This window comes from Niveispirillum sp. SYP-B3756 (assembly GCF_009495745.1).
Lineage (GTDB): Bacteria > Pseudomonadota > Alphaproteobacteria > Azospirillales > Azospirillaceae > Niveispirillum.
Genome location: NZ_WIDQ01000008.1, coordinates 110,537 through 136,805 on the forward strand (window position 1 = coordinate 110,537; position 26,269 = coordinate 136,805).

Below are 26,269 nucleotides of genomic sequence, written 5' to 3' on the forward strand. Positions count from 1 at the left end.
ACGGCAATTCCCATGGCGTCCCCCGGCAGTGCCGGGATATGGACCAGTTTTGCTGCCAAAAGTGGGACTGTTTGCCGATTTAATCAAGCCCGCTCACGCATGGCAGCCAGTTGCAGCCCTGCAGCAGAGGGAGCAAAGACGGCAGGGCTGCGGTAAGGGCACAGGCTATGGTCTCCTGAACATTGCCGCGCGCCGAAGCCGGCACAGATACCCTGATGTCCTGCCCGGCCCTGGCGTACCAGATGGGTTTGCCACGCCATTTCCAAGGCCGGATCGCCGGGCCCAACCAGCTGAAGCTGTCGGATGCCAAGCTTTTCCGCCCAGCCCTGCAGGCCTGCAGGCAAGGGGGTGAAAGAAAGCAATATGACCGGTGCAGCCAGGCCGGCGAAACGTTCCAATGCCGCATTCAGGGTGGGAATGGCCGGAGATGGCAAGGGTAAACCGCGCAGTGCCAACTGACACAGCGTTACCGAGCCGGGCTGCAGACCCAGCAGCGGCCACAATTCACGCGCCAACTGTTCAGCCTGCCAGAAGGCTGGATCGCCGTCAGTCGCCCCAAGGCCCCAGGGCAGCGCGATCAACAGTTGCGGCCGGCCCTGCAGGGCCGCCATACCCAGCACCGGCGCGATCCGATGCACCAAGGCCCGCAGCATCAGCGGATCGGTCGGATGGCAACACAGGCTGCGGCTGGCCTTGCGGAAACCTGCAGCGGCCGTCAATCGGCGCCAGGCGTCCATGGCATGGCCATTGCGGGTCAACGTGTAAAACGGATCAGCGGGCAGCAGCAGGGTTTCATCCGCCTGCCACTCCACCACCTCATCCACCACCCGGCTCATCGCCGCATCATCATGCAGCGGGGCCTGAAACAGGCGCACATCCCCCTGATCCCATAGTTTCTCTTCAAGCGCGGTCAGCCAGGGGCCGGCATCCGGCTCGGCAGGGAACAGGTCACCGTCACGCCAACTCCACGCGGCCAGCCGCGCCCGCAGCCAGCGGCGCCAGGGCGATGTTCCAGGCTGGAAAGCCGTCAGCAGGCGCTGCAGGTAGGGGAAAACATCTGCCCGACGCACTGGCATCCCGTGACGCAGCAGCACCACGGCAACACGCCAGCGGGGAGACGGATAGTGCGACATAAGGCAGACCGTTTCCGGAAAGGGATCACATCTTTGTCGCAGGTCGCCAGTCGCGGATCAAGCCCGCCAGCCGGGCCACATGCTCCGGCGGCGTCTCCTTGATGATGCCATGGCCCAGATTGAAGATGAAGGGCCCGTGGCCCAGTTGATCCATCAGCGATTGGGCCGCTTGTTCCAGGGCCGCCCCACCAGCCAGCAGCAACACCGGGTCCAGGTTGCCCTGCACCGCCACCTTGCCCTGCAGGTGGGCGGCTGCCCATTCCGGCGGGACCGAGGGGTCGAGCGAGACGGCATCCACGCCCGTCTGTTCGACATAGGACACGAGGTTGAGCCCGGCCATGCGTGGAAAGCCGATGATCGGCACAGTCGGATGCAGGGCCTTCAGTGCGGCAACGATGCGTCGGGTCGGTTCCACCGAATAGCGCTGGAAATCGGCCGCACTCAACGCGCCGGCCCAGCTGTCGAAAAGCTGCAGCACTTCGGCCCCGGCCTTCACCTGGGCAGACAGGTAATCAACGGTGGCCGTCACCAGAATATCGATCAGCCGGTCAAACCCGGCCGGATCAGTATAGGCGAAACGCTTGACCTTGGCATATTCCTTCGATCCGCCGCCTTCCACCATGTAGCAGGCAACTGTCCAGGGGGAGCCGGCGAACCCGATCAGGGTCGTCCGGTCATCCAGGGCAGCCCGAATGCGTGACACGGTTTCATAGATGGGGGCTGCCCTGTCGTGCATTCCCTCCGGTTTAAGCGCCGCCAGACCGCTTGCGTCGCGGATGGCGTCCAGCACCGGGCCTTCCCCTTCGGCGAAGCGTAGCCCCTGTCCCAGGGCCCAGGGGATGATCAGAATGTCGGAGAACAGGATCGCGGCATCCATGCCATAGCGGCGCAACGGCTGCAGCGTTACTTCGCAGGCCAGTTCCGGGTTCAGGCACAGATCGAGAAATCCACCGGCCTGCGCCCGGACCTGGCGATATTCCGGCAGGTAACGCCCTGCCTGACGCATCAGCCAGAAGGGCGGCGGGGTCTGGGTCTGTCCGGCCAGGGCGGCCAGCATCGGCTTGAGCGTCATCTCGTCTTCTCGGCTGCACACGATTACGCCGGGTTTTGCCCGACATCGGGTTCCCAATCTCGGGGTCTCCGCCCGACCTTATCCCATCCCTTCCCTATAACTCTTTATTTTTTTAGTTAGGATGGAGGTAAGAAGTAGGGCCTGTGAATAACGGTAATTCCCATTTGTCCGCATCTTTGTCCACAGCCTGGAAGGCCCATTTCGGATGTGGAAAAGTTCTGTGGAAAAGCGTGCGCACGATTGGTTCATTTTCCAGGGAAATCCTTGTTTCGCAGAGGTTGCGGATTCTGGGGATAAAAGTGCTGTCAGGCCCGATTCGTCCTTGATTCACCCATGGGTCTGCGAAACTCATCCCCCGTCCAGCAAGCGGACTCATGGAATCCGGGCTTACCTTGATTGAATCGAGGGCTTGGCGCATTTTGCCGACTTGTTCACATATGCACTCCCCTTTGTCCCCAGGATGGTCCCCTGCAGATGCCGACAACCCCGCCGCCGCCCATCCGCCCCCTGCCCGCCACCCCGACCAAACCGGCGGGGGATGTGCGCAGCTTCCACCTGCATCTGGTTTCCGATGCGACGGGGGAAACGATCAACTCCGTTGCCCGCGCCTGCACCAGCCAGTTTGAACAGGCCGAACCGGTCGAACATTTCTGGAATCTGGTGCGGACCGAGCGGCAGCTGGACATGGTGGTCGATGGCATCCGGGAGAATCCCGGCATGGTCATGTTCACCCTGGTGAATGACAAGCTGCGCCGCCGCCTGCAGGAAACCTGCCGGGAACTGGGGATTCCCTGTATCCCCGTGCTGGACCCGCTGATCAATGCGCTGGCAGCCTATCTGGGGCTGGAAAGCCAGAGCAAGCCCGGCCGCCAGCACGCGCTGACCGCGCAATATTTCGACCGTATCGATGCGATGGATTTCGCCCTTAACCATGATGACGGGCAGAGCGCCTGGGGTCTGCATGATGCCGACGTCATTCTGGTGGGGGTCAGCCGTACGTCGAAAACGCCCACCTGCGTCTATCTGGCCAATCGCGGCATCAAGGCGGCCAATATCCCCTATGTGCCCGGCTGCCCCCTGCCGCCGGAACTGGATCTGTTGAGCCGGCCGCTGATTGTCGGTTTGACTAAGGATGCCGAGCGGCTGGTGGCCATCCGCCGCAACCGGTTGCGCCTGTTGAACCAGGGTGACGACACCTCCTATGTCGATCCGGAAAAGGTGCGGGAAGAATTGATGGAGGCGCGCCGGCTCTATACCCGCAAGGGCTGGCCGGTGATCGACGTCACCCGCCGTTCGATTGAGGAGACGGCGGCAGAGGTGATGATGATCCTGTCCCGCCGCCGTCCGCAATTGATGCCGCACGGGGTCGCCGTGGCCGCCGCCCCCTCCGCCCCTGCAGGCAAGACTGAGGAGGAAGCCTGATGTCGGCCTTTCTGTCAGCCGAACCGGTGATCCTGGCTTCCGCCAGCCCGTCGCGCCGCCGGATGCTGGAGGCGGCCGGGCTGGAGGTCCATGCCGAGGCTGCGCGGGTGGATGAGGAAGAGATGAAACATTCCGGCAAGGCCGCCGGGATGCGCCCGCCGGAGGTGGCCGAGGCTCTCGCCGACCTGAAGGCGGCCAAGCTGGCCCGCAAATATACCGGTCCCTATGTCATCGGCGCCGACCAGATGCTGGAATGCGATGGTGTCTGGTATGACAAGCCGATTGATCGCGCCGATGCATTCAAGCATCTGCGCGCCCTGTCGGCCCGTACCCACCGGCTCTATTCCGCCGTCGTGGTTTTTCATAATGGCGCCCGCGTCTGGCACCATATAGATCAGGCGGAACTAACCATGCGGCCTTTGTCGGATGGCTTCATTGAACGCTATCTGGATCTGGCGGGTGACGCGGTGCTTGGCTGTGCCGGTGCCTATATGCTGGAAGGGTTGGGCGCCCAATTGTTCAGCAGGGTAAAGGGTGATCATTTCACCATCCAGGGGCTGCCCTTGCTGCCCCTGCTGGATTTCCTGCGCGTGCGGCGTCTGCTGCCGGTTTAACAAAGGGACTTTGATGATGGTGACCGGCAAGGCGTTGCTGGCAGGTGTGATGGGCTGGCCAGTCGGCCATTCCCGCAGCCCGTTGCTGCATGGATATTGGCTGAACCAGTATGGCATTGATGGTGCCTATGTGCCACTGGCGGTACCACTGGACCGGATTGAACAGGCTCTCCGCGCCCTGCCCGCCCTGGGCTTTCGCGGCTGCAATGTCACCGTGCCGCATAAGGAGGCGGCGTTCCGGCTGGTGGATCGGCTGGATGACAGCGCCCGGCGTATTGGGGCAGTGAATACGGTGCTGGTCCTGCCCGACGGGTCACTGGAGGGCCGCAATACCGATGGGTATGGTTTCTGGCAGAGCCTGCAGGCCGGCGCGCCTGCAGGGTGGCAGGTCGGTTCCGGGGCCAGTGTCGTGCTGGGGGCTGGCGGTGCCGCCCGTGCCGTGGCCGTGGCCCTGCTGGATGCCGGCGCCCCTGGCATCCGCCTGTTGAACCGTACCCGCGCGCGGGCAGAAGAACTGGCCAGCGATCTGGCTGATCCGCGTCTGCAGGTGCTGGATTGGCAAGACCGGGCGGAAGCCCTGCAGGGGGCGGCCCTGCTGGTCAATACCACCACCCAGGGGATGCAGGGGCAGCCGCCGCTGCAGATTGACCTGTCTTCCCTGCCGGATACCGCCCTGGTGACGGATATTGTCTATACCCCGCTGATCACCCCCCTGCTGCAGGCAGCCATGGATCGCGGCAATGCCGTTGTCGATGGTTTGGGCATGTTGCTGCATCAGGCCCGGCCCGGCTTTCACGCTTGGTTTGGTACCGATCCGCAGGTGACGGATGATTTGCGCCGGCATGTGCTGGGGCTTGCATGATCGTTCTGGGCCTGACCGGTTCCATCGGCATGGGAAAATCCACGGCGGCCGCGATGCTGCGTCGCCTGGGCTGTCCGGTGCATGACGCCGATGCTACGGTGCATCGGCTTTATGCCCGTGGCGGTGCAGCTGTCGCCCCCATCCAGGCACTGTTTCCGCAGGCGGTGCGGGATGGCTCGGTTGACCGGGTGGCCCTGTCCGCCGCCGTGCTGGGCAACCAAGCCGCCCTGCGGCGGCTGGAAGCCGTTGTGCATCCGCTGGTGCAGAAGGCATCGCGCGATTTCCTGCGCCTGCAGGCGCAGCGGGGTATGAAGCTGGTGGTGATGGATATTCCGCTGCTTTATGAAACCGGCGGCCGGGCGCGGGTGGATCAGGTGCTGGTCGTCTCCGCCCCCCGCTTCCTGCAGCGGTCGCGGGTGCTGGCAAGGCCCGGCATGGATGTGGTGAAGCTGGATCGCATCCTGGCCCGGCAGATGCCGGATGCGCTGAAACGGCGACTGGCGGATTATACGGTGCCGACCGGCCTGGGCCGTGCTGTCACTTTCCGCCATCTGGCCCATATCGTTAAGACCCTGCGTCTGCAGCCAACTGGCCGGGTCTGGCCCCCGCGTCGCCAGCCCCATGATCACATCTCCCCTTTCCTCAGCTGCTGGAAAAAGCCCCATGCGTGAGATCATTCTGGATACCGAAACCACCGGCCTTGATGCGCTGAATGGCGACCGGCTGGTGGAGCTGGGCTGTGTGGAGACGTTCAATCATGTCGCCACCGGCAAGGTGCTGCACAAATATATCAACCCCGAACGCGACATGCCTGCAGAGGCGGAGGCGGTTCACGGCCTTTCCGCCGCCTTCCTGTCTGACAAGCCGGTCTTTGCCGAACTGGTGGGCGAGTTCCTGGATTTCATCGGCGACAGCAGGCTGGTGATCCATAATGCCAGTTTCGATATGGGTTTCCTGAATGCGGAGCTGGCGCGGCTGGGGATGCCTAAGCTGACCAATCCGGTGATCGATACGGTGAAGATCGCCCGCCGACGCTTCCCCGGCGCACCGGCCAGCCTGGATGCGCTGTGTCGTCGGTTTGAGATCGACAATTCCAACCGCACCCTGCACGGCGCCCTGCTCGACGCCCAGTTGCTGGCAGAGGTTTATCTGGAGCTGATGGGTGGCCGTCAGCCTGATCTGGTCTTGGCGGGAGGCCCTTCGGTGCAGGCAACGGAGAGCGGGCCGGTGGTGATCAACCGCGTGGCGCGTCCCCCCCGCCCTCATGCGCCGACGCCGGAAGAGCTGGCGGCGCATGAGGCTTTCATCAAGGGCTTCAAGGCACCGCTTTGGCTGGCCGAGTGAGGTGTTTCACGTGAAACACCTTCTCTGTTCTTATTTCGGAAATGGGGTGTAAGTCACACCACCATCACCGTTGCCCCCGTCGTTGCTCGGCTTTCCAGCGCCCGATGCGCCTCGCCCGCGTCCTGCAGGGCGAAACGCTGATTGATGTTGACCTTCACCGTGCCGTCTTTCACCAGGGCGAACAGGTCGTCAGCCATGGCCAGCATCTCCGCCCTGGTCGCGGCATAATGGCCAAGTGACGGGCGGGTCAGGAACAGCCCGCCCTTTTTGTTCAGGATGCTGATATCCACGGGGGACACCGCCCCGCTGGCATTGCCGAAACTGACCATCAGGCCGCGCCGTTTCAGGCAATCCAGGCTGCGGTCAAACATATCCTTGCCGATGCTGTCATAGACCACATCGACGCCCTGCCCGCCCATCAGCTCCCGCACCCGTGCCACCACATCCTCCTGCCGATAGAGGATGGTGTGGTGACAACCATGGGCCTGCGCCAAGGCTGCCTTCTCTGCTGAACCCACTGTGCCAATCACCGTGGCGCCCAAGGCATTGGCCCATTGGCAGACCAGCAGCCCCACCCCGCCGGCGGCGGCATGGATCAGGATCGTGTCGCCCGACTTCACCACATAGGTCTGGCGTAACAGATATTGCGCCGTCAGCCCCTGCAGCAGCATGGCGGCGGCCGTCTGGTCATCCAGCCAGTCGGGCAGCTTGATCAAGCGCTCTGCCGGGATCAGCCTTTGTTCGGCATAGGCGCCAAGGGGGGAATTGCCATAGCCGACCCTGTCACCCGGCGCCAGATAATCCACCCCCGGCCCCACCGCCAGCACCCGGCCCGCCCCTTCCATGCCCGGGGTGAAGGGTAAGGGGGCGGCATAGAGCCCGGTGCGGAAATAGACGTCGATGAAGTTCAACCCCACCGCCTTGTGCTGGATCAGCACCTCCCCCGCTGCAGGCTTGCCGACGGTCACGGGCTCCCAGCGCAGCATCTCCGGCCCACCATGGCTATGCACGCGGATGGCATGGGTCATCACTTCACTCCTGCGGAAAAGAAAAGGGCCGGCACAATGGCCGGCCCTGATCATGCAAGCGGGAACACTCAGCCTCTGCGATGATCATCACAGGGCGTGTCGTTCATCATCACGCCAGATGCTTGGCGAAGAATTCCGCCGTGCGGCCATGGGCGATGGTGGCGGCCCGCTCATCATAATGTTTGCCACCGATACGGGTGAAGGCATGGTCCTGGCCTTCATAGGTGTGGATTTCCACCAGCGCGTTGCTGGCCAGTGTCTCGCGGATCTTGGCCTGCGCCTCCGGCGGCACGAAACCATCCTTCTCCGCAATATGCATCAGCAGCGGATGCACGATGGCGGAAGCTTCGCCCAAGCTACCCTCGATCCCCACCCCATAATAACTCACATTGGCGTCGGCATCCGTTCGCGTGGCCATCAGAAAGGCCAGCTTGCCGCCCAAGCAGAAGCCGACGGAACCCACCTTGCCGCTGACACCGGGATGGGCGCGGATGAATTCCAGCGTGGCTTCCAGATCTTCCACGCCCTTTGTTTCATTGAAACCTTGATACAGGGCGAAGGCCTTCTGCCATTCCTCTTCCGTCTGGTCGGTGATGGAAACGCCGGGCTCCTGTCGCCAGAAAAGGTCGGGGGCAATGGCGAAATAACCCTGCGCTGCGTACTTGTCGCAAATGGTGCGCAGGTTGGCGTTCACGCCGAAAATTTCCTGAATAACGATGATCGCTGCGCCCTTGCCCCCGGCAGGGGCGGCAAGATAGGCATTGAAGCTGCCGCCATCATTGGCCTGGATCGTGACCTCGGTCATGGGAAAAATCCTTCACAAGGAGGTGGTGAAAAAGCGTCGGATGAAAGCACTGACATAAGGGCCCCGACTATTTACGCCCCAAGCAGGCGACGCAGTTCTTCGGGCCCCGTCACGGGTAACGAACAGCTTTGCTGACGACATACGTAAGCCGTCGCCAGATTGTTAACCATAGCCTTTCCAGTGGCTGGATGTCCGGGGGGAATTTCTTCACCCGGTGAAAAATGCAGACTGATCAGGTTGGGCAATGACAGGCTGTTGGCCGCCTGCTGCAGGGCCTGCCTCCCTGCCTCCCCTGGTTGCCCGATCAGCACCAATTGGATGCCGTTACGGTGCAGGTCAATGCCATTCAGATAGGTTGCCAGCGGGAAAAAGTTGCGTCCCACCTCCCCGGCAAAGGCGGTGATCAGGGCGTCGGCCTGCTGGCGATATTCATCCTTGCCGGTGATGGACCAGAGGCGGCTGAACAGCCCGACCAGGGTGCCATTACCTGCAGGCACGGCATTATCATGGGCATGGCGCGGCCGCATGATCAGCCCGGTGGCATCGTCGGCGGTAACGAAATAGCCGCCATCGGCCTCATCATGGAAATGCTTCTCGATCAGGTTGACCCAACGCTCCGCCTGATCCAGGAAACGGCGTTCCCCGGTGGCCTCATAGAGCGCCGTGGCCCCGCGGGCCATGTTGGCATGGTCTTCCAGCGTGCCATCATGCCGGGCGCGGCCTTCTCGCCAGCTATGGTACAGCCGCCCATCGGGCCGGGTCATCTGTTTGCTGACAAAGGCGAAGGCGGTGCGGGCCGCCCCCAGCCAGTCGGCCCGCTCAAACAGAACCGCCGCCTTGGCCATGGCGGCGATCATCAGCCCGTTCCAGTCGGCCAGCACCTTGTCATCCCAGCCGGGCCGCACCCGGTCGGCACGGGCCTGCAGCAGAATGGCGCGGCAGCGGGCCAACCTTTCTTCCGTCGCCGGATCGGCCAGCCCCGCCTGCCCCATGCGGGTCAGGATATTATGACCTTCCCAATTGCCCTCTGCCGTCACGCCATAGGTCTGGCAAAACAGGTCGAGATCATCGGCCGGCAGCAGGCGTTGGATTTCCGACCGGGTCCAGACATAAAAGCGACCTTCCTCCCCCTCGCTGTCGGCATCCAGGGTGGCGGCGAAACCGCCGCCTTCGGCCACCATCTCCCGCAATACCCAGCCGATGGTTTCTTCGATCCTTGTGGCCAGCAGGGGGTTGCGCGTCTCCGCCCAGACCAGGGCCATCAGCTCCACCAGCTGGGCATTGTCATAGAGCATCTTTTCGAAATGCGGCACCAGCCACATCTCATCCGTGGAATAGCGGGCGAAGCCGCCACCCAGATGATCATAGATGCCGCCCTGCGCCATGCAGGACAGCGTATGGGTGACGGCGGCGCTGAATTCCGGCTTGCCGCTCAACCGATAGGCCCGCCAAAGCAGTTCGAAGATGGAGGGTTGGGGGAATTTCGGGGCCTCCCCAATGCCGCCCCAGCGCGGGTCGATTTCCCGCACCAACTGCCCCGCCACCTGCACCAGCGCATCGGGCCCGACATCGCTGCCCGGCCGGCCCTGGGCCAGCCGCAACATGGCATCGCGCAATGCTGCGACATTGCGCTGAACCTTGTCCGGTTCCCTGGCATAGGTTGCCGCCACCCCGCGCAGCACATCGGGGAAACCGGCACGGCCCCAGCGGGCCTCCGGCGGGAAATAGGTGCCGCCCCAGAAGGGCTGCCCATCGGGGGTCAGGAACATGGTCAGCGGCCAGCCGCCCTGCTGCCCCAGCAGCGCCAAGGCCTGCTGATAGATCTGGTCAATGTCCGGTCGCTCCTCCCGGTCCACCTTGATATTGATGAACAGCTGGTTCATCAGCTCGGCAATGGCGGGATTCTCAAAACTCTCATGCGCCATCACATGACACCAATGACAGGCGGCATAGCCGACCGACAGCAGGATGGGTTTCCCCTCCGCCTTGGCCTTGGCCAGCGCCTCTGGCCCCCAGGCCAGCCAGTGGACAGGGTTGTCCTTATGCTGCAGAAGATAGGGGCTGGTTTCTTCCCGCAGCCGGTTGCCGCTGGTGCTGCTGGTCTGTGTGGACATTGTTCTCTCCTGGGCGCTGCCACGCCTTTGCTCTTTTCAGGCCATTCTGCCAGACAAACGCGTCAGGCCCATGACTCTCATTTAGTTTATCCTTGTGTTGAACCCAGGGTGCGGGAAAAATCCAGTCGAAACGGGAACATGGCCGGCGCACATCGTCGCGCCGGCAACAGGGCGGAAGGTGCGGGATGAAGGTGACGATCGATATCGACTGCACACCGGAGGAGGCGCGGACCTTCATGGGTCTGCCCGATGTGCAGCCCATGCAACAGGCGCTGATGCGGCAGATGCAGGATCAGCTTTCCGCCAATATCGCCGCCATGGACCCGGAAACCATGTTCAAGACCTGGCTGCCCATGGGGCTGCAGGGCTTTGAACAGCTCCAGAAATTGATGTGGTCGCAGATGTCCAACGCCATGGGCACCGGGCCGAAGGATGGCAAAAGGTGACCGACGATCCCGCCCTGTATTTCCGCGCCCATGTGTTCTGCTGCACCAATGAGCGGGAGCCGGGCCACCCCCGTGGCTGCTGCCGCGAGAAGGGTGCCGACGAACTGCGCGACTATATGAAGAAGAAGGCCACCGGCCTGGGTCTGGGCAAGCAGGTGCGTATCAACAATGCCGGCTGTCTGGACCGCTGCGAGTTGGGGCCGTGTCTGGTGATCTATCCGGAAGGGGTCTGGTACACATTCCGCGACAAGGCGGACATTGATGAGATCCTGCAGACCCATCTGGTGGAAGGGGCGCGGGTGGAACGGTTGATGCTGCAGCCGCAAGACAAGAAGCCCGAAGATATTGCCGCCCGTCAGGGCTGAGCCTTCCCACCGATCCCCTCCATGTTCCACGTGAAACACCGCTGATGCAGGCCGATACTATTTTTGCCCTGGCCTCTGCCGCCGGCCGTGCCGGGGTACAGGTGATCCGGATTTCCGGCCCCGCTGCAGGCCCCACCCTGCAGGCGCTGGCCGGCACCCTGCCCCGCCCGCGCATGGTCCGGCTGGCGGGCCTGACCGACCCGGGGACCGGGGAGCTGTTCGACAAGGCCCTGTTGCTCTGGTTCCCCGGCCCGGCCAGTTTTACGGGTGAGGATGTGGCGGAGCTGCATCTGCATGGCGGGCGGGCGGTGTTGACGGCGGCCACCAGCGCGCTCACCCGCTTGGGTCTGCGGGTGGCTGAACCGGGGGAGTTCAGCCGCCGGGCCTTTGAGAATGGCAAGCTGGATTTGACCGAGGCCGAGGCCATCGCCGATCTGGTGGACGCCGAAACCGCCGCGCAGCGCCGCCAGGCCCTGCGCCAGATGGAAGGCGCCTTGGGCCAGCTTTACGAGGGCTGGCGTCACCGGCTGACCCGTGCGCTGGCCCATCTGGAAGCCGATATTGACTTCCCCGAGGAGGATTTGCCCGGCGGCCTGTCCGATGCGGTGCGCCCGGTGGTGCTGACATTGGTGGAGGAGCTATCTGCCCATCTGGCCGATCAGGGCCGGGGGGAGCGGCTGCGCGATGGCATTTCCATCGCTATTCTGGGGGCGCCCAATGCCGGTAAATCCAGCCTGATGAACGCGATTGCGCGGCGCGATGTGGCCATCGTCTCCAACCAGGCCGGCACGACGCGCGATGTGATTGAGGTGCAGTTGGATTTGGGCGGTTATCCGGTGCTGCTGGCCGACACGGCGGGCCTGCGCGATGCCGCCGATCAGGTGGAAAGCGAAGGCATCCGCCGGGCACTGGACCGGGCGGCCAAGGCGGACCTGAAGCTGCTGGTCTTCGATGGCCTGTCCGATCCCGACCCGGCGACGCTGGCCTTGGCCGATGCGGATGCGCTGTTGGTAATGAACAAGGCCGACCAACCGGGTGCCACGCCGCCGCTTTCCGCCCAGCCGGTGCTGCAGGTCTCCGCCCGCACCGGCGACGGGGTGCCGGCGCTGCTGCAGGCATTGACCGATGAAGTCTCCCGCCGCTACGCCCCGTCCGGTGCCCCGGCGCTGACCCGCGCCCGTCACCGGGCAGCACTGGAGGAATGCCGGGAGAACCTGCAGCGGGCGCTCTCCGCCCCCCTGCCCGAACTGGCCGCCGAAGATGTCCGCCTCGCCGCCCGCGCCCTGGGTCGCATCACCGGGCGGGTGGATGTGGAAGAATTGCTGGATGTGATCTTCCGGGATTTCTGTATTGGGAAATAGCCCCACCCCAGCGGCGGCGCGCTATGACCCATGCGCACCCGCCGCTTTGACAGCCGAACCATTTCGCCGTATTTTCCGCCCCATGCAGAACTATGATGTGATCGTGGTTGGCGGCGGCCATGCGGGATGCGAGGCTGCCGCTGCGGCGGCGCGTGCGGGTGCCCGCACCGCGCTGATGACCCACAAGATCGAGACCATTGGCGAGATGTCGTGCAACCCGGCCATCGGTGGCCTGGGTAAGGGCCATCTTGTGCGGGAGATCGACGCGCTGGATGGGGTGATGGGTCGCGTCACCGACCAGGGCGGCATCCAGTTCCGCATCCTGAACCGGTCAAAGGGCCCCGCCGTGCGCGGCCCCCGCGCCCAGGCTGACCGCAAGCTTTACCGCAACGCCATGCAGGCAGCATTGGCGGCGCAGGAAAACCTGACCATCATCGCAGCAGCGGTGGAAGATCTGGTGATCGACGCCGCCGGCCATTGCGCCGGTGTGGTGACGGCGACGGGCGAAACCATCCGCGCCGGTGCCGTGGTGCTGACCACCGGCACCTTCCTGCGCGGCCTGATCCATATTGGTGAAGAGAAAATTCCCGCTGGCCGTGTGGGCGAAGCCCCGGCCCTGGGCCTGTCCGACACGCTGGAACGGGTGGGCTTTACCCTGGGCCGGTTGAAGACCGGCACGCCGCCCCGGCTGGACGGCAAGACCATTGACTGGGCCGGGCTGGAGGCACAGCCGGGTGACATGCCGCCGCCGCCCTTCTCCACCCTTACCCGTGCCATCACCACACCGCAGATCGATTGCGCCATCACCTATACGACGGAGGCGGTGCATCGCATCATCCGGGAGAATATCCACCGGGCGCCGATGTATTCCGGCCAGATCGAAGGCATTGGCCCGCGCTATTGCCCCAGCGTGGAAGACAAGATTGTCCGCTTCGCCGACAAGGACCGGCACCAGATTTTCCTGGAACCGGAGGGACTGGATGATGACACGGTTTACCCCAACGGCATCTCCACCAGCCTGCCGCGTGATGTGCAGCTGGAAATCCTGAAGCACATCCCCGGCCTGGAACAGGTGCGGATGATCCGGCCCGGCTATGCCATCGAGTATGATTATATCGATCCCCGCGAGCTGACCCGCACGCTGGAGACACGCCGCCTGCCCCGCCTGTTCCTGGCTGGGCAGATCAATGGTACGACCGGGTATGAGGAAGCGGCGGCCCAGGGGTTGATCGCTGGCATCAATGCCGCCTTGGCCGTCGCTGGTTCTGCCCCCTTCGTGCTGGACCGGGCGGAAGCCTATATCGGGGTGCTGATCGACGACCTGATCACGCGCGGCACCAACGAGCCCTACCGCATGTTCACCAGCCGGGCGGAGTATCGCCTGTTGCTGCGCGCGGATAATGCCGACCAGCGGCTGACCGACCGGGGCCTGTCCATCAGCGTCATCGGCGCCGAGCGTGCCGCCCATTGGGCGGGCAAGAAGCAGGCGCTGGCTGAGGCGCGCGCCCTGGTCACCGGCCTGTCGGCCACCCCGAACGAGCTGGAAAAGCACGGGCTGCATATTAACAAGGATGGCGTCCGCCGGACGGCGCTGGACTTGTTGCGCTATCCTGAGATTGATTTCCCCCGTCTCTGCCAGGTCTGGCCGGAACTGAACAGTCTGTCGCCAGACATTGCCGAACAGGTGGAAATCGACGGCAAGTACGCCGGATATCTGGACCGTCAGGAAGCCGATATCCGCGCCTTCCGCAAGGATGAGGCGTTGGAACTGCCGACGGATCTGGACCCGGACAGCATCGCCTCCCTCTCTGCCGAAATCCGGCAGAAACTGCGCAATGCCAAGCCGGCTACCCTGGGGGCTGCTGCCCGTATTCCCGGCATGACGCCTGCAGCGCTGACCGCCCTGTTGCGCCATGTGAGGAAGCGGCATACAGCCGCTTGATCGCTTGATCGCTTGATCGCTTGATCGCTTGATCGCTTGATCGCTTGATCGCTTGACGGCGGGGGGCTGGCTTCGCTATCGCTGGCCCCCGTTCCATTGCCTTAGAGGATGCTGATGACCCCGGCGCAGTTCCAGGCCCGTTTCAGTGTTTCACGTGAAACACTGGAAAAGCTGCAGGTCTATGAGGCTCAACTGCGCAAGTGGAACCCGGCCATCAATCTGGTCGCCAAGAGCACCCTGGATGATATTTGGAGTCGGCATCTGGCCGACTCCGCCCAGTTATTTGAGCTGGTTCCTGCAGGAACCCAGGTTCAGGTCGATCTGGGATCGGGGGCCGGCTTCCCCGGTCTGGTGCTGGCCATCATGGGGGTGCCCTCGGTGCATCTGGTGGAATCGGATGTGCGCAAGGCAGCCTTTCTGCGGGAAACCGCCCGGCTGACGGGGGCACCGGCCACCGTCCATGCCATGCGGATCGAGGTAGCGGAGGTGCCGCCGGCGGATGTGGTTTCCGCCCGCGCGCTGGCGGAACTGACCATGCTGTTGCCTTGGGCGCACCGCTTGTTAAAAAAGGATGGTGTTTGCCTGTTCCCAAAGGGCAAGACCGCTGAGGATGAATTGACCGCCGTGCGGGATTCCTGGAATATGCAGATTGAGCGTTTCCCCAGCCAGACTGACGCGGCGGGCACTTTGCTTCGCCTGTCCGACATTTCTCCGCGCTGATCCGCGTCACGCGCGCCAAACCGAGGTTGAACGAGAGTGTCGAGCATGTCCCTGCCCATTCCGGCCACCCGTGCCCATATCATCGCGCTTGCCAATCAGAAGGGCGGCGTGGGGAAAACCACCACCACCATCAACCTGGCTACCGCCCTGGCGGCGGTGGGCAAGCGTGTGCTGATCATCGATAATGATCCGCAGGGCAATGCCTCCACCGGCCTGGGCATTCCCCAGTCCAACCGCGAATTTGGCATTTACGATCTGCTGTTTGCCGACCTGACGGTGGAAGAGGTGGCGGTGACCACCACGGTTCCCGGCCTGTGGGTGGTGACGGCCAATGTCGATCTGTCAGGCGCAGAGGTGGAATTGGTCGGCGTGGAACGCCGGGAGTTCCGCCTGAAGGACAGCCTGGAAAAATCCACCGGCGGCTTCGACTATATCCTGATCGATTGCCCCCCTGCCCTGGGCCTGTTGACCCTGAACGCGCTGGCGGCGGCGGATGCCGTGCTGGTGCCGCTGCAATGTGAATTCTATGCCCTGGAAGGGCTGTCGCATCTGATCCGCACCATTGAGCGGGTGAAGCGCGCTTTCAACCCCACGCTGGAAATCAATGGCGTGGTGTTGACCATGTTTGATCGTCGCAACAATCTCTCCGATATGGTGGCCGCCGATGTGCGCGGCTTCTTCGGGGAGAAGGTGTACGAAACGGTGATCCCCCGCAATGTGCGGGTATCCGAGGCGCCCAGCCATGGTAAGCCGGTGCTGCTGTATGACCACAAGTCAGCCGGCGCACAGGCCTATATCCATCTGGCGGGCGAGATGTTGAAGCGCGAGCGGAAGCGGCAGTTGGCTTATGGATGAACCGAAAAAGCATCAGCAGCGGACCGGCCTGGGACGCGGCCTTTCCGCCCTGTTCGGTGAGGCAACGGGTGGTGAGGAGGAACAGCAGGTGGATCGGGTTCGCCTGACCCGGCTACTGCCCATCGACCATGTTCACCCCGGCAAATATCAGCCGCGCCGTAAGTTCGACGAGGATGATCTGGCCGCTTTGGTCGAAAGCGTGCGGGAGCGTGGCATCCTGCAGCCGCTTCTGGTGCGGAAAGACCCGGCAGCGGCACCGGGCGCGCAATCATACGAGATCATCGCCGGTGAACGCCGCTGGCGGGCGGCCCAGCTTGCCGGGCTGCATGAAGTGCCGGTGCTGGTCCGCACGCTGACGGACCGTGAAGCGCTGGAAATCGCGCTGATCGAAAATATCCAGCGCGCCGACCTGACCCCGCTGGAAGAGGCCGAAGGCTTCAAGCGGTTGATGGATGAGTTTGAACATACGCAGGAAGACCTGGCCCGCGCCGTTGGCAAAAGCCGGTCGCACGTGGCCAACATGCTGCGCTTGCTGGCCCTGCCCGACGCGGTAAAGGCGTTGGTGCAGGATGGCAGCCTGTCCATGGGCCATGCCCGCGCCCTGTTGACGGCGGCCGACCCGCTGGCCCTGGCGCAGGAGGTGATCAAGCAGGGCCTGAATGTGCGCCAGACGGAAGCGCTGGTGAAGCGCATGGCCGAACAGCCGGCCAGTGCTGCCCCTGCGCCAAAGGAAAAAGCACCGGACACGGTGGCGCTGGAACGCGAAATGTCCCACGCGCTGGGGCTGAAGGTGACGCTGTCCGCCAATGGGCCGAAGGGCACGTTGCAGATCCATTACCGCAATCTGGATCAGTTGGATGGGGTGCTGAACCGTATCCTGCGGCGGTGAGTTCCAAAGGGGCGCTTCGGTGCCCCTTTTTCGTAAAGAAATAAAATCAATAATTTAGGGGGATGCACCCATGGACAGCGAAAATCGGACCGGGGCCGAGGTTGCGGCTTTCTTTGATCGCTACAGTACCGCCTTCGCGGCCTATGACGCAGCGGCCCTGACCGCCCTGTTTGATCGGCCACTGACGGTGCTGACGGCGGCCCATCCGTTGACCCATGCCGATGATGCGGCGGTCAGGCATTATGTGGAGGCGATGTTCACCACCTATCACGGCATCGGGCTGGCTTGGCCGGTGCCTGCAGCCGTTTGGGCCTGGCCCTGCGGCCCTGATCTGGCGCGGGCCGAGGTGCTATGGCTGCTGCGCAGTGAAGACCGGGCGGAGATCATGCGCTTTTCCACCTCCTATGTGCTGCGGCGTGATGCCGTTGCCGGGTGGAAGCTGGCGGTCGTCATCGCCTATGAGGAGCCGGGCAAGCTGCCGGGTTCGCAGGAATAGGTACGGGCCTGCTTGCCCGTGAACTCAGCTTCCCGTAAAGTAGTTAATATCACTACCAACGGGGTTGGCCATGGAAGAGGCTATTTCGGCAGCGGATGCCAACCGCAAATTCTCCCACATCCTGCGCGGGGTACGGGAGGGGCAGTCCTATGTGGTGACATCGCACGGTAAACCGGTTGCTCGTATCATCCCGGCGGACGAGATGACAAAGGTTGCAGCCGGCGCGCGCGCAGCCTTGTTCTCTCGCCTGGAGGCTCAGCCCGTTGTCCATGCTGGACATTGGACACGCGATGAGCTTTACGAGGATGAGAAATGAAAATCGCGCTCGATACAAACATCCTCGCCTATGCGGAGGGGGTGAATGATACGGTGCGACGTGAAGCCGTTCTGACGCTACTGCGCCAATTACCGGAAGAATCGGCTCTGATTCCCGCCCAGGTTCTGGGCGAATTGTTCAACGTTCTGGTCCGCAAGGGGGGCCGGTCCAAGATGCAGGCCCGCGAGGCTTTGCTTGGCTGGTCAGACAGTTTTCAGACCATTCCCACATCATTTGATATTGTGATGGCAGCGGCCGACCTCGCTGCCGATCATGGCTTCAGCATTTGGGATGCTGTCATTCTTGCTGCCGCCTCACAAGGCGGGTGCCGCTTGCTCCTGTCGGAAGACCTGCAGAACGGCTTCACCTGGGGAGGTGTAACGGTGGTGAACCCTCTGATCCTCCCCCAACACCCCTTGCTCACGGCGCTACTTCACGCTTAAAGCCGAAGATGCTCACCTCACCCGCCGCGTCAGCACCGCCAGCCCGGCCACCAGCGCCATCAACAAGGCCAGCATCCCATCCCCGAAACGGGCATAGGGTGTCACGGGGGCGGCCACGGGGAGAGCGGCATCCAAGTGCCCAGTCTCCCCCAGGCCCAGCCGGGCGGTGACGCGGCCATAGGCGTCGACCACGCCGGAAATGCCGGTATTGGCGGCGCGTACCATCGGCACCCCCTCCTCCACCGCCCGCACGGCGCTGATGGTGAAATGCTGATAGGGGCCTGTGGAATTTCCATACCAGGCATCGTTGGTCAGGTTCAGCAGCCAGTGCGGCCGGCTCTCGCCGGTGCGGGCGACATGGCCGGGGAAGATCACCTCGTAACAGATTAGCGGGCTGAACGATGGCAAGCCCGGCAGGGTCAGGGTCTGGGGTCCGGGACCGGGGCTGAAATCGCTGGCCGACGCCGCCACGGCATTGATGCCTGCAGGCAGGAAATCACGCAGCGGCAGATATTCACCGAACGGCACCAGATGGAACTTGTCGAAGGTGGCGGTGATCGCCCCGCCGGCATCCAGGGCGAACAGGCTGTTATAATAATGCTCCGCCCCATCGGCCCCCTTACCTACCCGCGGTGCCCCGGTGATCAACAGGCCGCCGGCCGGCGCGATGCGCCCCACCGTCTGGGCCAGCACCGCGCTGTCATTGCCATCGGCGGGGGCCTGCAGGAAATAGGGGATGGCGGTTTCCGGCCAGATGATATGGCTGACCTTCTCCCACCCATCGGCGGCGGATAGGTTGATGGTCTGGCGGACATTGTTCAGCTTGGCATTGGGATCCCATTTCAGGGTCTGCGGGATGTTCGGCTGCACTACGCGCAGGGTGACTCCGGGAACCGTCTCCAGCCCCTGCCCCGCCATGCGCCAGCCACCCCAGCCGGACAGCAGCACCAGCCCAGCCAAACCGGCGGCGGCCGGGCGACGCCAGTTGGCCCCCACGGCCAGGGCCGGCAGCGTGGCCAGCAGCACGGTCAGCAGCGACAAACCATAGATGCCGGTGACGGAAACCGCCTGCAGCACCGGCTTCACCGGCCACCAGCCATAGCCGATCAGGTTCCAGGGAAAGCCGGTGAAGACATGGCCGCGCAGCCATTCCATCGCGGCCCAGCAGAGCGCAAAGACCAGCAGGGAAGCCACCGGCCCCAGCCCGAACCGCCCGACCAGCCCGCGATGCAGCAGACAGCCAAGCCCGACAAACACGGCCAGCAGCGCGGGCAGGCCCAGCACGGCCGGCGGCAGCATGAACCAGAAGCGGCCGATATCGACAAACAGCGCCACGGAAATCCAGTAAAGCCCCGGCACATGATGGCCGAAGGCGAAGAACCAGCCCACCCAGAAGGTGCGCTTTGCCGTCCCCGCCCCCTGCAACAGCCAGAGCAGCAGCGGAAACGATACCAGCAGCAGCGGCAGCACATGAAAGGGCGGCAGGCTGGCCGTGGCCAGCGCGCCAGCCAGTGCCGCCAGCCCATAGCGCCGCCAGCCTGTCAGTTCCTTGAGGCGGGTGGCAAGGCCGGACAGCGGGCCGGCTTCAAGGGAAAGGGCGCTCATCTTCTCTCAAGGAACAATCGGCGGATGGCCCATCCTATAGCGCAATTGCGGCATGATGGTGAGCGTCCACCGGCTTTTCGCTTGATGGCGGTATCTTTCGGCGGGTCGCCGCCTGCTGAGCGTATTGCCCTCAGGGGAGTTGACCGGCCGTTGGCAATTTCAGCAGCAGCCGTGTCAATAAAGGGCCGGCAGGGTGATAGGGCTGAAGATCGCCTTGCAAGGCTTGGCCAGCGATCACCGCCGCCAGCCGGCCGGAACCATCCAGCAGGAAAGGCGGCGGGGCCAGCCCTTCCGGCAAATCCAGCAACAGCACCGGCAACGGCCCTTCTTCACGCCGGGCGGCAATCATCGCCGTGTGCTCAGGCTTGCCCGGCGGATGCAGCAGACTTCCCACCGGCGGGCTGCGTGGTCGGACCGGTGCCATGCCGGGCAGCGGATGGGGTGCCATTTCCACCCGCAGCAGAACAACCGCCGCCAATCGGTCCCAAGCCAGGGGTATGGCCTGCCCGCCAGCATTATCGGTCACCGTCCGTACGGGCAAGATGGGGGCGGCACCGGCGGCCAGCCAGTCGGGCTCCATCTCCAGCGGCATCAGCGCCAGCCCATCCGGCCCCAGCACCAAGGCCGGGCGCTGGCGGGGGGCTGCCGAAACCATCAGCAATGGATCGCCAATAGCGGCAGGAATGGGGGTGGTGTCTGCCGGTGTCTGCGTCTCCCTCTCCGTCGTTTCGGGGGCCGGAAAGCCGGGTATGGCTTGGGCTTGTGCCGTCGCTTGCGCTGTTTCTTCTACCGCCGACGGGCCTGAAAGCACCGTGCGGAAATCCGGGTGGGTGGCCAGCCGCAGCGCCGCATCGGTCAGGGCGTTGGTCAAGATCAACAGTTTGCTGTCACCCGCTGCCGGGATATCGGTGCCGCCCCGGCCGTGGCTGGTCAGCCGCTGGGGGGGCGCCCCCGCCCGCTGCAGGGTCCATTCCACCGTCACCGTTGCTGTGCCCGTCTCCCCGATCGGTTTACCAAACCAGAGATCGTTGGCGCGGCAGAGGTCAAAATTGATCTGGCTGATGCGGGCGGACAGTTGCCAGGGCTGGGTTGAACGCAGGGGGCCGTGACGCCTGTCATCCGCCAATGGGGCCCCGCCCGCCGCCATGCCATCGCGCACCGCCAAGGCCAACTGGCCGTCCCAGGCGGGGCGCTGGCTCCAGGCAATGTCATTATAAGGCGGGCGGCAGAGCAGGCCGAAACCATAGCCACCAATGCTGCTGCCACGCGGCACATCCACCGTCACATTATCCAGCGCCAGCGGCACGGGCGCGCCGCCCGTGCCGCGTGGCAAAATCATACCGCCTCCGCCACAGCCGGCGGACAGCAGACAGCAGAGCAGGACAAGGATGGAAAACGGGCGCAAGCGAGCCACAATCAATGGGATATTCCACCCATTGAAATGCAATTAACCACCCGGTGCAAGCCCCTATGCGCAGATGGGCTCCACCGCCACCGTTTAACCGGTCAGGATAGAGACAATCAGCGCCTCTTCCACCACCGGCTGGCCAACAATGGTGTTGGCCAGGTCGCGCAGCCATTCCTTCAGATGGTTCACCTGTTCCGGCCCGGAATCACGGTCCACCACATTGTCTTGCGGCAGCCGTTCGGTGACCAGCCCGATGATCCGGGGCTTATAGGCATTCACCAGATCGGCTTCCTGCTGCATCTTTTCGCCTTCGCGCACCACTAGCGTGAAGCGTAGCCGCAGATAGGCCAACCGATCCTTGCCGGGCAGCAGGATGGGCGGAAACTTGATGAAGCGGATTTTCGGGTCAACTGCTTCCGATGCCTGTGCCGGGGCCGTATCCACCAGGGCAAGGCAAAGACCACCGGCCAGCAGGCCGCGCAGTAAGCGGCGGCGATCCGGCAATCGCTGCCCCGTCATACTACCCTGATCTTGCCGCCACATCCGCTGCCGCCCTGACTTTTGCCGTTCGCCCATGCCCTTGCTTGTCTAGCAAAGAACCCCCCGACCCGGATAGGGCGATCCCATGACCTTCCGGTCAGCATGTCCCGCCGGCATGGCTGCCCACGCTATTATCAAACTGATGAGTCCATTTATTCATTTGACGGGTGGTCGGTCTCACGGCACCCTCAAAACAAAACTGGACCGTCCAGTTCCATAATTCGTCCGGGGGACCGATCATGAACAAGAAACTGGGGCTGATCCTGGCGGTGCCGCTGTTGCTGGGGGCGGGCTATGCCGGCTGGCACTGGTGGAGCGAGGGGCGCTTCATCGAGGGCACCGACAACGCCTATGTGGAGGCGGAGATCATCACGCTCTCCACCCGTGTCGCCGGCCATATCGATCAGGTGGCGGTGGTGGAAAACCAGAAGGTGAAGGAAGGCGATGTCATCCTGCGCCTGGATGACCGGGATTTCCGCGCCCGGCTGGATCAGGCCCGCGCCCAGCGCGATGCGGCGGCGGCGGCCATCACCAATATCGACAGCCGGTTGGTGCTGGAAGATTCGCTGATCGCCCAGGCGACGGCCAGCCTGGCCTCCACCCAGGCCGAACAGCGGCGGGCCGGGGCCGATGCCAGCCGCTATACCGCCCTGGCCACGCGTGATTTCGCCAGCAAGCAGCAGCTTTCCACCAGCCAGGCCGATGCTGCCAAGGCCGGTGCGGCGGTGAAGCGCGCCCAGGCCGCCCTGGCGGCCGAGCGCGACCAGATCGCCGTGCTGCGCACCGAACGGGTGCAGGCAGAGGCCAATCTGGCCCAGGCGGAGGCCACCCTGGTGCTGGCGGAAAGTGAGCTGGAAAAGACGGTGCTGCGCGCGCCAAAGGCCGGTGTCATCGGCCGCAACAACGCGCGCGTCGGCCAATATGTCAATGCCGGCACCCAGTTGATGGCCCTGGTGCCGGTGAGTGAGGCCTATGTCACCGCGAATTTCAAGGAAACCCAGATCGACCGGCTGCGCATTGGCCAGCCGGTGACCATCAAGCTGGATGCCTATCATGATCTGACGGTGACCGGCCGCATCGCCAGCCTGTCCCCGGCATCGGGCGCGCAGTTCAGCCTGCTGCCGCCGGAAAATGCCACCGGCAATTTCACCAAGATCGTGCAGCGGGTACCGGTGCGGATTTCCCTGCCCAAGAATGGCCCGATGGCGGGCCGGCTGCGCCCCGGCTTGTCGGTGGAAGTGGCGGTGGATACCCGCGCTGGCGGCAAGGATCTGATCGGCATCGACGGGCCGGACATCCCCGCCGGCGGCCAGGTGGCGGAGCGCTGAACCATGACGGACATGACTGTGACAGGGGGGGCCGCCGCTGCCTCCCCCCCGGATGCCGCCATCAGCCGGCGGACCGTGATCGGCTTCGTCGCCATGGTGTTCGGCATGTTCATGGCGATCCTCGATATCCAGATCGTCGCCTCCTCCCTGTCGCAGATCCAGTCCGGTGTGGCCGCCAGTACCGATGAGATTGTCTGGGTCCAGACCAGCTATCTGATTGCCGAAGTAGTGATGATCCCGCTTTCGGGCTTTCTGTCGCGGTTGCTATCCACCCGCGTGCTGTTCACCGCCTCTGCCCTGGGCTTCACGTTGATGAGCTTTCTCTGCGCCCAGTCCGGCAGCATCGACGAGCTGGTGCTGTGGCGCACCCTGCAGGGCTTCATCGGTGGCGCCATGATTCCCACCGTCTTTGCCACCAGCTTCACCGCCTTTCCCCCGGCGCGGCGGGCGGTGGTAACGGTGGTGGTGGGGCTGGTCGCCACGCTGGGCCCCACCATCGGCCCCACCCTGGGCGGCTATCTGACCGAACAGTTCAGCTGGCACTGGCTGTTCCTGATCAACCTGCTGCCGGGCCTGGTGGTCAGCGCCGTGGTATGGAACTGCATCGATATCGACAAGGGCGACCGCAGCCTGTTGAGCGGCATTGACCTGATCGGCATCGTGCTGCTGGCAACCTTTCTGGGCAGCCTGGAATATGTGATCGAGGAAGGGGCGCGCAACCAATGGTTCGAGGATGAGGAGATTGTCCGCTTCTCCATCCTGGCTGGGGTGGCGGGCGTGCTGTTTTTCTGGCGGATGCTCACATATCGCCGGCCCATCGTCGATCTGTCGGCCCTGCGCGACCGCAATTTCGCTATTGGCAGCCTATATGGCTTCATCATTGGCATCGGGCTTTATGGCTCGGTCTATATGCTGCCGCTTTATCTGGGGCAGATCCGCGGGCTGAATGCCCAGCAGATTGGCGCCACCATGGTTATCACCGGCCTGTGCCAGTTCCTGTCCTCCCCCATTGTCGGCAAGCTGTCGGCAAAAATGGATGTGCGCAAGCTGCTGGCCCTGGGCTTCTTCCTGCTGGCCGTCAGCTTCTATATCTCCGTGCCGGTGACGGCGGACTGGCAGTTCAACGAATTGCTGCTGCCGCAGATGCTGCGCGGGGCGGGGCTGATGTTCTGCATCATCCCCATCACCACCCTGGCGCTGGGCACCCTGCCGCCGCAGGCGGTGAAAAACGCCTCGGGCCTGTTCAACCTGATGCGCAATCTGGGTGGGGCCTTCGGGCTTGCCGGCATCAATACCGTCATCACCGAACGGCTGGCCCTGCACACCCGTGTGCTTTACGATTGGGTGGACCCGACCCGGCCCGTGGTGCAGGGCTGGATGGAACAGGTGGGCAACCGCCTGACGGTCAGCACCGGCAGCGATGCCGGCACGCTGGCGGTTTTATCCGGTATCGTGCAGAAACAGGCTCATGTGATGACCTTTTCCGACCTGTTCCTGGTGATGGCCTTGCTGTTCACACTTGCCCTGCTGACCCTGCCCTTTGTCAAACGGCCCGTGCTGCGCGGGGCGTCGGATACTGGGGCGCACTGACATGGTGATGGAAGCGGAATGCTGTGCCGGCCCCCGCCGGGCCGGCCGGCCCATGGACCCGGCCAAGCGGGAGGCTATTTTGCAGGCAGCGGAATCCGTGTTCATCCAGGAAGGCCATGGCGCCAGCATGGACCGGATTGCCGTGGTGGCCGGTGTCTCCAAACAGACGATCTACAAGCATTTCAAGAACAAGGATGCCTTGTTCGAAGCCATGGTACGTCGGCGCAGCGACGCGCTGGTTGAACCCATCACCAGCATGGGCGCCAATGCCAGCCCTGCCGCCGTGCTGGAAGCCCAGGGAATGCGCTTTCTGGACCTGCTGACCCGGCCGCATTATCCCTGTCTGGTGCGGGTGATCATTTCCGCCAGCACCCAGACCCAATCCCCCGATGCCGGTCCGCATTTCTATGAAAACGGCCCGCTGCTGACCCTGCGGCGCATGGCCGATTACCTGCGCCGGCAGAGCGAGGCGGGCACCCTGCGGATTGCCGATCCGGCGCTGGCGGCCGAGCAGTTTTTCGGGCTGGTCAATGGCCAGCTGCAGCTGCGCACCCTGTTGGGACAGGATGCGCAGATGACCCCGGATCAGATGCGCATCCGCGCCCAGGCCGCCGTGCGGGTTTTCATGGCCGCCTATGGGCCGCAGGATTGAGGATAGAGGCAAATATTTTGTAGGGAGGCCGCGTTCCTGACTGTCATGCGGCCTTAAAAAGAGTTTAGTACCCGTCCGGAAAGTTTCACGTTATCTCAACGTCTTACACGTCTTATCTTTAAGCGCTACCGTCACCCCGGCGAAGGCCGGGGTCCAGAATCACAAGCGCTTTGCTCTACGAGCTGGACCCCGGCCTTCGCCGGGGTGACGGGATCAGAACATTAACGTGTTGAGAAAGAACGAAAACTTTCCGGACAGACACTCAGGAAAAGGCCGATAGGGGCCATCCCAGCAGCCCCATAAAGTTGACCCAAGCCTCAAGCCATCCGGCGGATCGGTGGGCTGTCTTCCGGTTGGATCAGGTCGGACAGGTGGGTCGCCAGGGCGCGGCCCTTGTCGGTCAGGGTGATGATCTTGCGGCGGCGTTCACGCGGGTCTTCCTCCGCCTGCACCAGATCGTGACCCTCCTTGCCGAAACTGTGCCATTTCGACAAGGCGGCCACGTTGCGGGAGGCTGAAGACTGGGCAATGCCCAGCCGTTCGGACAGATCGCGGATCGACAGACCCTCATTCTGCGCGATGGTCAGAAAGGACAGCGCATACTGGATCGGCAGATCCGGATCCAGCACGCGCAACGCCTCCAAGACGCGGACCAGCGGGTCCAGCGCGTCAGGATGCCAACCGGCAGTCTGTGGGTGGTTTACGGCCATGTATTGTTGGTCCCCGTGCCGGCGGCCGCCAACGGGCCGGCGTGTAAATCAAATGCAGGCGGCCGAGCCAGATCAACAGCTCGCCATTCTCGCGGCGGAGGTCGTAACGGCGTCCGCCGGGGGCGCCATGATCAGCCCAATGGGCCAGTTCAATGAATAATTTCGGCCCCTTGGCCACAGAGAAGAAGAAGCTCATCACAGCCCTCGAA

At 63.6% G+C, this 26,269-nt stretch carries 27 protein-coding genes; 18 read left to right on the forward strand and 9 right to left on the reverse strand.

Annotated elements, in window-relative coordinates; genetic code table 11:
• Positions 1–83: 83 nt before the first annotated feature.
• Positions 84–1,133 carry a ferrochelatase gene (locus tag GE253_RS16925; RefSeq protein ID WP_153205321.1) on the reverse strand — a complete coding sequence of 350 codons (1,050 nt, stop codon included), beginning with the start codon at positions 1,131–1,133 and terminating at the stop codon, positions 84–86.
• A 25-nt stretch (positions 1,134–1,158) separates the two neighbouring features.
• Positions 1,159–2,205, reverse strand: coding sequence for a uroporphyrinogen decarboxylase (gene hemE / locus GE253_RS16930; RefSeq protein ID WP_153205322.1), 1,047 nt, complete (start codon positions 2,203–2,205; stop codon positions 1,159–1,161).
• A gap of 540 nt (positions 2,206–2,745) precedes the next feature.
• Between hemE and GE253_RS16935 the strand changes: the two genes are divergently transcribed.
• The 5 genes from GE253_RS16935 to dnaQ are packed head-to-tail and all read left to right on the forward strand — an operon-like array spanning position 2,746 to position 6,447.
• On the forward strand, positions 2,746–3,627 hold the full coding sequence (locus GE253_RS16935; protein ID WP_089288863.1) for a pyruvate, water dikinase regulatory protein: 882 nt from the start codon (positions 2,746–2,748) through the stop codon (positions 3,625–3,627).
• Positions 3,627–4,241 carry a nucleoside triphosphate pyrophosphatase gene (locus GE253_RS16940; protein WP_153205324.1) on the forward strand — a complete coding sequence of 205 codons (615 nt, stop codon included), beginning with the start codon at positions 3,627–3,629 and terminating at the stop codon, positions 4,239–4,241. Before GE253_RS16935 ends, GE253_RS16940 begins: the two co-directional genes overlap by 1 nt.
• A gap of 13 nt (positions 4,242–4,254) precedes the next feature.
• Positions 4,255–5,103 (forward strand): shikimate dehydrogenase, encoded by an 849-nt coding sequence (locus GE253_RS16945; RefSeq protein ID WP_153205325.1) that lies wholly within the window; start codon positions 4,255–4,257, stop codon positions 5,101–5,103.
• Positions 5,100–5,774, forward strand: a complete 675-nt coding sequence (coaE, locus tag GE253_RS16950) for a dephospho-CoA kinase (RefSeq protein WP_153205326.1) — start codon at positions 5,100–5,102, stop codon at positions 5,772–5,774. Before GE253_RS16945 ends, coaE begins: the two co-directional genes overlap by 4 nt.
• Entirely contained in the window at positions 5,767–6,447 is a 681-nt protein-coding gene (gene dnaQ, locus GE253_RS16955) for a DNA polymerase III subunit epsilon (RefSeq protein ID WP_153205327.1), read from the forward strand. Before coaE ends, dnaQ begins: the two co-directional genes overlap by 8 nt.
• Positions 6,448–6,500: 53 nt before the next feature.
• Here dnaQ and GE253_RS16960 read toward each other — a convergent pair whose 3' ends face one another.
• From GE253_RS16960 to GE253_RS16970, 3 genes are all read right to left on the reverse strand, one after another.
• Entirely contained in the window at positions 6,501–7,475 is a 975-nt protein-coding gene (locus tag GE253_RS16960) for a quinone oxidoreductase (RefSeq protein ID WP_153205328.1), read from the reverse strand.
• 109 nt (positions 7,476–7,584) lie between these two features.
• On the reverse strand, positions 7,585–8,280 hold the full coding sequence (locus GE253_RS16965; protein ID WP_153205329.1) for a dienelactone hydrolase family protein: 696 nt from the start codon (positions 8,278–8,280) through the stop codon (positions 7,585–7,587).
• Between the two features lie 71 nt (positions 8,281–8,351).
• Complete coding sequence (locus GE253_RS16970; protein ID WP_153205330.1) at positions 8,352–10,394, reverse strand: thioredoxin domain-containing protein; 2,043 nt, start codon at positions 10,392–10,394, stop codon at positions 8,352–8,354.
• Between the two features lie 185 nt (positions 10,395–10,579).
• On the opposite strand from GE253_RS16970, the gene GE253_RS16975 reads away from it, so the two are divergent.
• From GE253_RS16975 to GE253_RS17020, 10 genes are all read left to right on the forward strand, one after another.
• Complete coding sequence (locus GE253_RS16975) at positions 10,580–10,840, forward strand: DUF6489 family protein (RefSeq protein WP_153205331.1); 261 nt, start codon at positions 10,580–10,582, stop codon at positions 10,838–10,840.
• Positions 10,837–11,205: a (2Fe-2S) ferredoxin domain-containing protein gene (locus GE253_RS16980; RefSeq protein WP_348770885.1), complete on the forward strand. Its 369-nt coding sequence runs from the start codon at positions 10,837–10,839 to the stop codon at positions 11,203–11,205. The genes GE253_RS16975 and GE253_RS16980 overlap by 4 nt, the downstream gene beginning before the upstream one ends.
• Before the next feature lie 44 nt (positions 11,206–11,249).
• Positions 11,250–12,566 (forward strand): tRNA uridine-5-carboxymethylaminomethyl(34) synthesis GTPase MnmE, encoded by a 1,317-nt coding sequence (mnmE, locus tag GE253_RS16985; protein ID WP_153205332.1) that lies wholly within the window; start codon positions 11,250–11,252, stop codon positions 12,564–12,566.
• Between the two features lie 82 nt (positions 12,567–12,648).
• Complete coding sequence (gene mnmG, locus GE253_RS16990) at positions 12,649–14,508, forward strand: tRNA uridine-5-carboxymethylaminomethyl(34) synthesis enzyme MnmG (RefSeq protein WP_153205333.1); 1,860 nt, start codon at positions 12,649–12,651, stop codon at positions 14,506–14,508.
• Between the two features lie 114 nt (positions 14,509–14,622).
• Positions 14,623–15,228, forward strand: coding sequence for a 16S rRNA (guanine(527)-N(7))-methyltransferase RsmG (gene rsmG / locus GE253_RS16995; RefSeq protein WP_153205334.1), 606 nt, complete (start codon positions 14,623–14,625; stop codon positions 15,226–15,228).
• Positions 15,229–15,273: 45 nt separating this feature from the next.
• On the forward strand, positions 15,274–16,083 hold the full coding sequence (locus GE253_RS17000; RefSeq protein ID WP_089288747.1) for a ParA family protein: 810 nt from the start codon (positions 15,274–15,276) through the stop codon (positions 16,081–16,083).
• Positions 16,076–16,972 (forward strand): ParB/RepB/Spo0J family partition protein, encoded by an 897-nt coding sequence (locus GE253_RS17005; RefSeq protein ID WP_153205335.1) that lies wholly within the window; start codon positions 16,076–16,078, stop codon positions 16,970–16,972. The genes GE253_RS17000 and GE253_RS17005 overlap by 8 nt, the downstream gene beginning before the upstream one ends.
• Positions 16,973–17,042: 70 nt before the next feature.
• The gene (locus GE253_RS17010; RefSeq protein ID WP_153205336.1) at positions 17,043–17,468 is read left to right on the forward strand and encodes a nuclear transport factor 2 family protein; all 426 of its coding nucleotides are present in this window, start codon (positions 17,043–17,045) and stop codon (positions 17,466–17,468) included.
• 70 nt (positions 17,469–17,538) lie between these two features.
• Complete coding sequence (locus GE253_RS17015; protein WP_153205337.1) at positions 17,539–17,784, forward strand: type II toxin-antitoxin system prevent-host-death family antitoxin; 246 nt, start codon at positions 17,539–17,541, stop codon at positions 17,782–17,784.
• On the forward strand, positions 17,781–18,227 hold the full coding sequence (locus tag GE253_RS17020) for a PIN domain-containing protein (protein ID WP_153205338.1): 447 nt from the start codon (positions 17,781–17,783) through the stop codon (positions 18,225–18,227). The genes GE253_RS17015 and GE253_RS17020 overlap by 4 nt, the downstream gene beginning before the upstream one ends.
• 12 nt (positions 18,228–18,239) lie before the next feature.
• Here the strand turns inward: GE253_RS17020 and lnt are convergent, their stop codons facing one another.
• The 3 genes from lnt to GE253_RS17035 form a co-directional block, all read right to left on the reverse strand.
• Complete coding sequence (gene lnt / locus GE253_RS17025) at positions 18,240–19,832, reverse strand: apolipoprotein N-acyltransferase (RefSeq protein ID WP_153205339.1); 1,593 nt, start codon at positions 19,830–19,832, stop codon at positions 18,240–18,242.
• 130 nt (positions 19,833–19,962) lie between these two features.
• Positions 19,963–21,171, reverse strand: a complete 1,209-nt coding sequence (locus GE253_RS17030; RefSeq protein ID WP_153205340.1) for a hypothetical protein — start codon at positions 21,169–21,171, stop codon at positions 19,963–19,965.
• A gap of 159 nt (positions 21,172–21,330) precedes the next feature.
• Entirely contained in the window at positions 21,331–21,759 is a 429-nt protein-coding gene (locus GE253_RS17035; protein WP_153205341.1) for a hypothetical protein, read from the reverse strand.
• Positions 21,760–22,019: 260 nt separating this feature from the next.
• On the opposite strand from GE253_RS17035, the gene GE253_RS17040 reads away from it, so the two are divergent.
• The 3 genes from GE253_RS17040 to GE253_RS17050 are packed head-to-tail and all read left to right on the forward strand — an operon-like array spanning position 22,020 to position 25,350.
• Entirely contained in the window at positions 22,020–23,108 is a 1,089-nt protein-coding gene (locus GE253_RS17040; protein ID WP_153205342.1) for an HlyD family secretion protein, read from the forward strand.
• Positions 23,109–23,111: 3 nt separating this feature from the next.
• Positions 23,112–24,698 (forward strand): DHA2 family efflux MFS transporter permease subunit, encoded by a 1,587-nt coding sequence (locus GE253_RS17045; RefSeq protein WP_153205343.1) that lies wholly within the window; start codon positions 23,112–23,114, stop codon positions 24,696–24,698.
• Between the two features lies 1 nt (position 24,699).
• On the forward strand, positions 24,700–25,350 hold the full coding sequence (locus GE253_RS17050; RefSeq protein ID WP_153205344.1) for a TetR/AcrR family transcriptional regulator: 651 nt from the start codon (positions 24,700–24,702) through the stop codon (positions 25,348–25,350).
• A gap of 317 nt (positions 25,351–25,667) precedes the next feature.
• Here GE253_RS17050 and GE253_RS17055 read toward each other — a convergent pair whose 3' ends face one another.
• Positions 25,668–26,060 (reverse strand): MarR family transcriptional regulator, encoded by a 393-nt coding sequence (locus tag GE253_RS17055; protein ID WP_153205345.1) that lies wholly within the window; start codon positions 26,058–26,060, stop codon positions 25,668–25,670.
• Positions 26,061–26,269 lie beyond the last annotated feature (209 nt).

Excerpts from the sequence above, each read along its gene's own strand:
- GE253_RS16960 (WP_153205328.1), bottom strand. The coding sequence starts at position 7,475 with ATGACCCATGCCATCCGCGTGCATAGCCATGGTGGGCCGGAGATGCTG.
- hemE (WP_153205322.1), bottom strand. The coding sequence starts at position 2,205 with ATGACGCTCAAGCCGATGCTGGCCGCCCTGGCCGGACAGACCCAGACC.
- mnmE (WP_153205332.1), top strand. The coding sequence starts at position 11,250 with ATGCAGGCCGATACTATTTTTGCCCTGGCCTCTGCCGCCGGCCGTGCC.
- GE253_RS17030 (WP_153205340.1), bottom strand. The coding sequence starts at position 21,171 with ATGATTTTGCCACGCGGCACGGGCGGCGCGCCCGTGCCGCTGGCGCTG.
- GE253_RS17010 (WP_153205336.1), top strand. The coding sequence starts at position 17,043 with ATGGACAGCGAAAATCGGACCGGGGCCGAGGTTGCGGCTTTCTTTGAT.
- mnmG (WP_153205333.1), top strand. The coding sequence starts at position 12,649 with ATGCAGAACTATGATGTGATCGTGGTTGGCGGCGGCCATGCGGGATGC.
- GE253_RS16975 (WP_153205331.1), top strand. The coding sequence starts at position 10,580 with ATGAAGGTGACGATCGATATCGACTGCACACCGGAGGAGGCGCGGACC.
- GE253_RS16945 (WP_153205325.1), top strand. The coding sequence starts at position 4,255 with ATGATGGTGACCGGCAAGGCGTTGCTGGCAGGTGTGATGGGCTGGCCA.
- GE253_RS17000 (WP_089288747.1), top strand. The coding sequence starts at position 15,274 with ATGTCCCTGCCCATTCCGGCCACCCGTGCCCATATCATCGCGCTTGCC.
- GE253_RS17020 (WP_153205338.1), top strand. The coding sequence starts at position 17,781 with ATGAAAATCGCGCTCGATACAAACATCCTCGCCTATGCGGAGGGGGTG.
- GE253_RS17040 (WP_153205342.1), top strand. The coding sequence starts at position 22,020 with ATGAACAAGAAACTGGGGCTGATCCTGGCGGTGCCGCTGTTGCTGGGG.
- GE253_RS17045 (WP_153205343.1), top strand. The coding sequence starts at position 23,112 with ATGACGGACATGACTGTGACAGGGGGGGCCGCCGCTGCCTCCCCCCCG.
- lnt (WP_153205339.1), bottom strand. The coding sequence starts at position 19,832 with ATGAGCGCCCTTTCCCTTGAAGCCGGCCCGCTGTCCGGCCTTGCCACC.
- rsmG (WP_153205334.1), top strand. The coding sequence starts at position 14,623 with ATGACCCCGGCGCAGTTCCAGGCCCGTTTCAGTGTTTCACGTGAAACA.
- GE253_RS17050 (WP_153205344.1), top strand. The coding sequence starts at position 24,700 with ATGGTGATGGAAGCGGAATGCTGTGCCGGCCCCCGCCGGGCCGGCCGG.
- dnaQ (WP_153205327.1), top strand. The coding sequence starts at position 5,767 with ATGCGTGAGATCATTCTGGATACCGAAACCACCGGCCTTGATGCGCTG.
- coaE (WP_153205326.1), top strand. The coding sequence starts at position 5,100 with ATGATCGTTCTGGGCCTGACCGGTTCCATCGGCATGGGAAAATCCACG.
- GE253_RS17015 (WP_153205337.1), top strand. The coding sequence starts at position 17,539 with ATGGAAGAGGCTATTTCGGCAGCGGATGCCAACCGCAAATTCTCCCAC.
- GE253_RS16925 (WP_153205321.1), bottom strand. The coding sequence starts at position 1,133 with ATGTCGCACTATCCGTCTCCCCGCTGGCGTGTTGCCGTGGTGCTGCTG.
- GE253_RS16970 (WP_153205330.1), bottom strand. The coding sequence starts at position 10,394 with ATGTCCACACAGACCAGCAGCACCAGCGGCAACCGGCTGCGGGAAGAA.
- GE253_RS17035 (WP_153205341.1), bottom strand. The coding sequence starts at position 21,759 with ATGACGGGGCAGCGATTGCCGGATCGCCGCCGCTTACTGCGCGGCCTG.
- GE253_RS17055 (WP_153205345.1), bottom strand. The coding sequence starts at position 26,060 with ATGGCCGTAAACCACCCACAGACTGCCGGTTGGCATCCTGACGCGCTG.
- GE253_RS16940 (WP_153205324.1), top strand. The coding sequence starts at position 3,627 with ATGTCGGCCTTTCTGTCAGCCGAACCGGTGATCCTGGCTTCCGCCAGC.
- GE253_RS17005 (WP_153205335.1), top strand. The coding sequence starts at position 16,076 with ATGGATGAACCGAAAAAGCATCAGCAGCGGACCGGCCTGGGACGCGGC.
- GE253_RS16965 (WP_153205329.1), bottom strand. The coding sequence starts at position 8,280 with ATGACCGAGGTCACGATCCAGGCCAATGATGGCGGCAGCTTCAATGCC.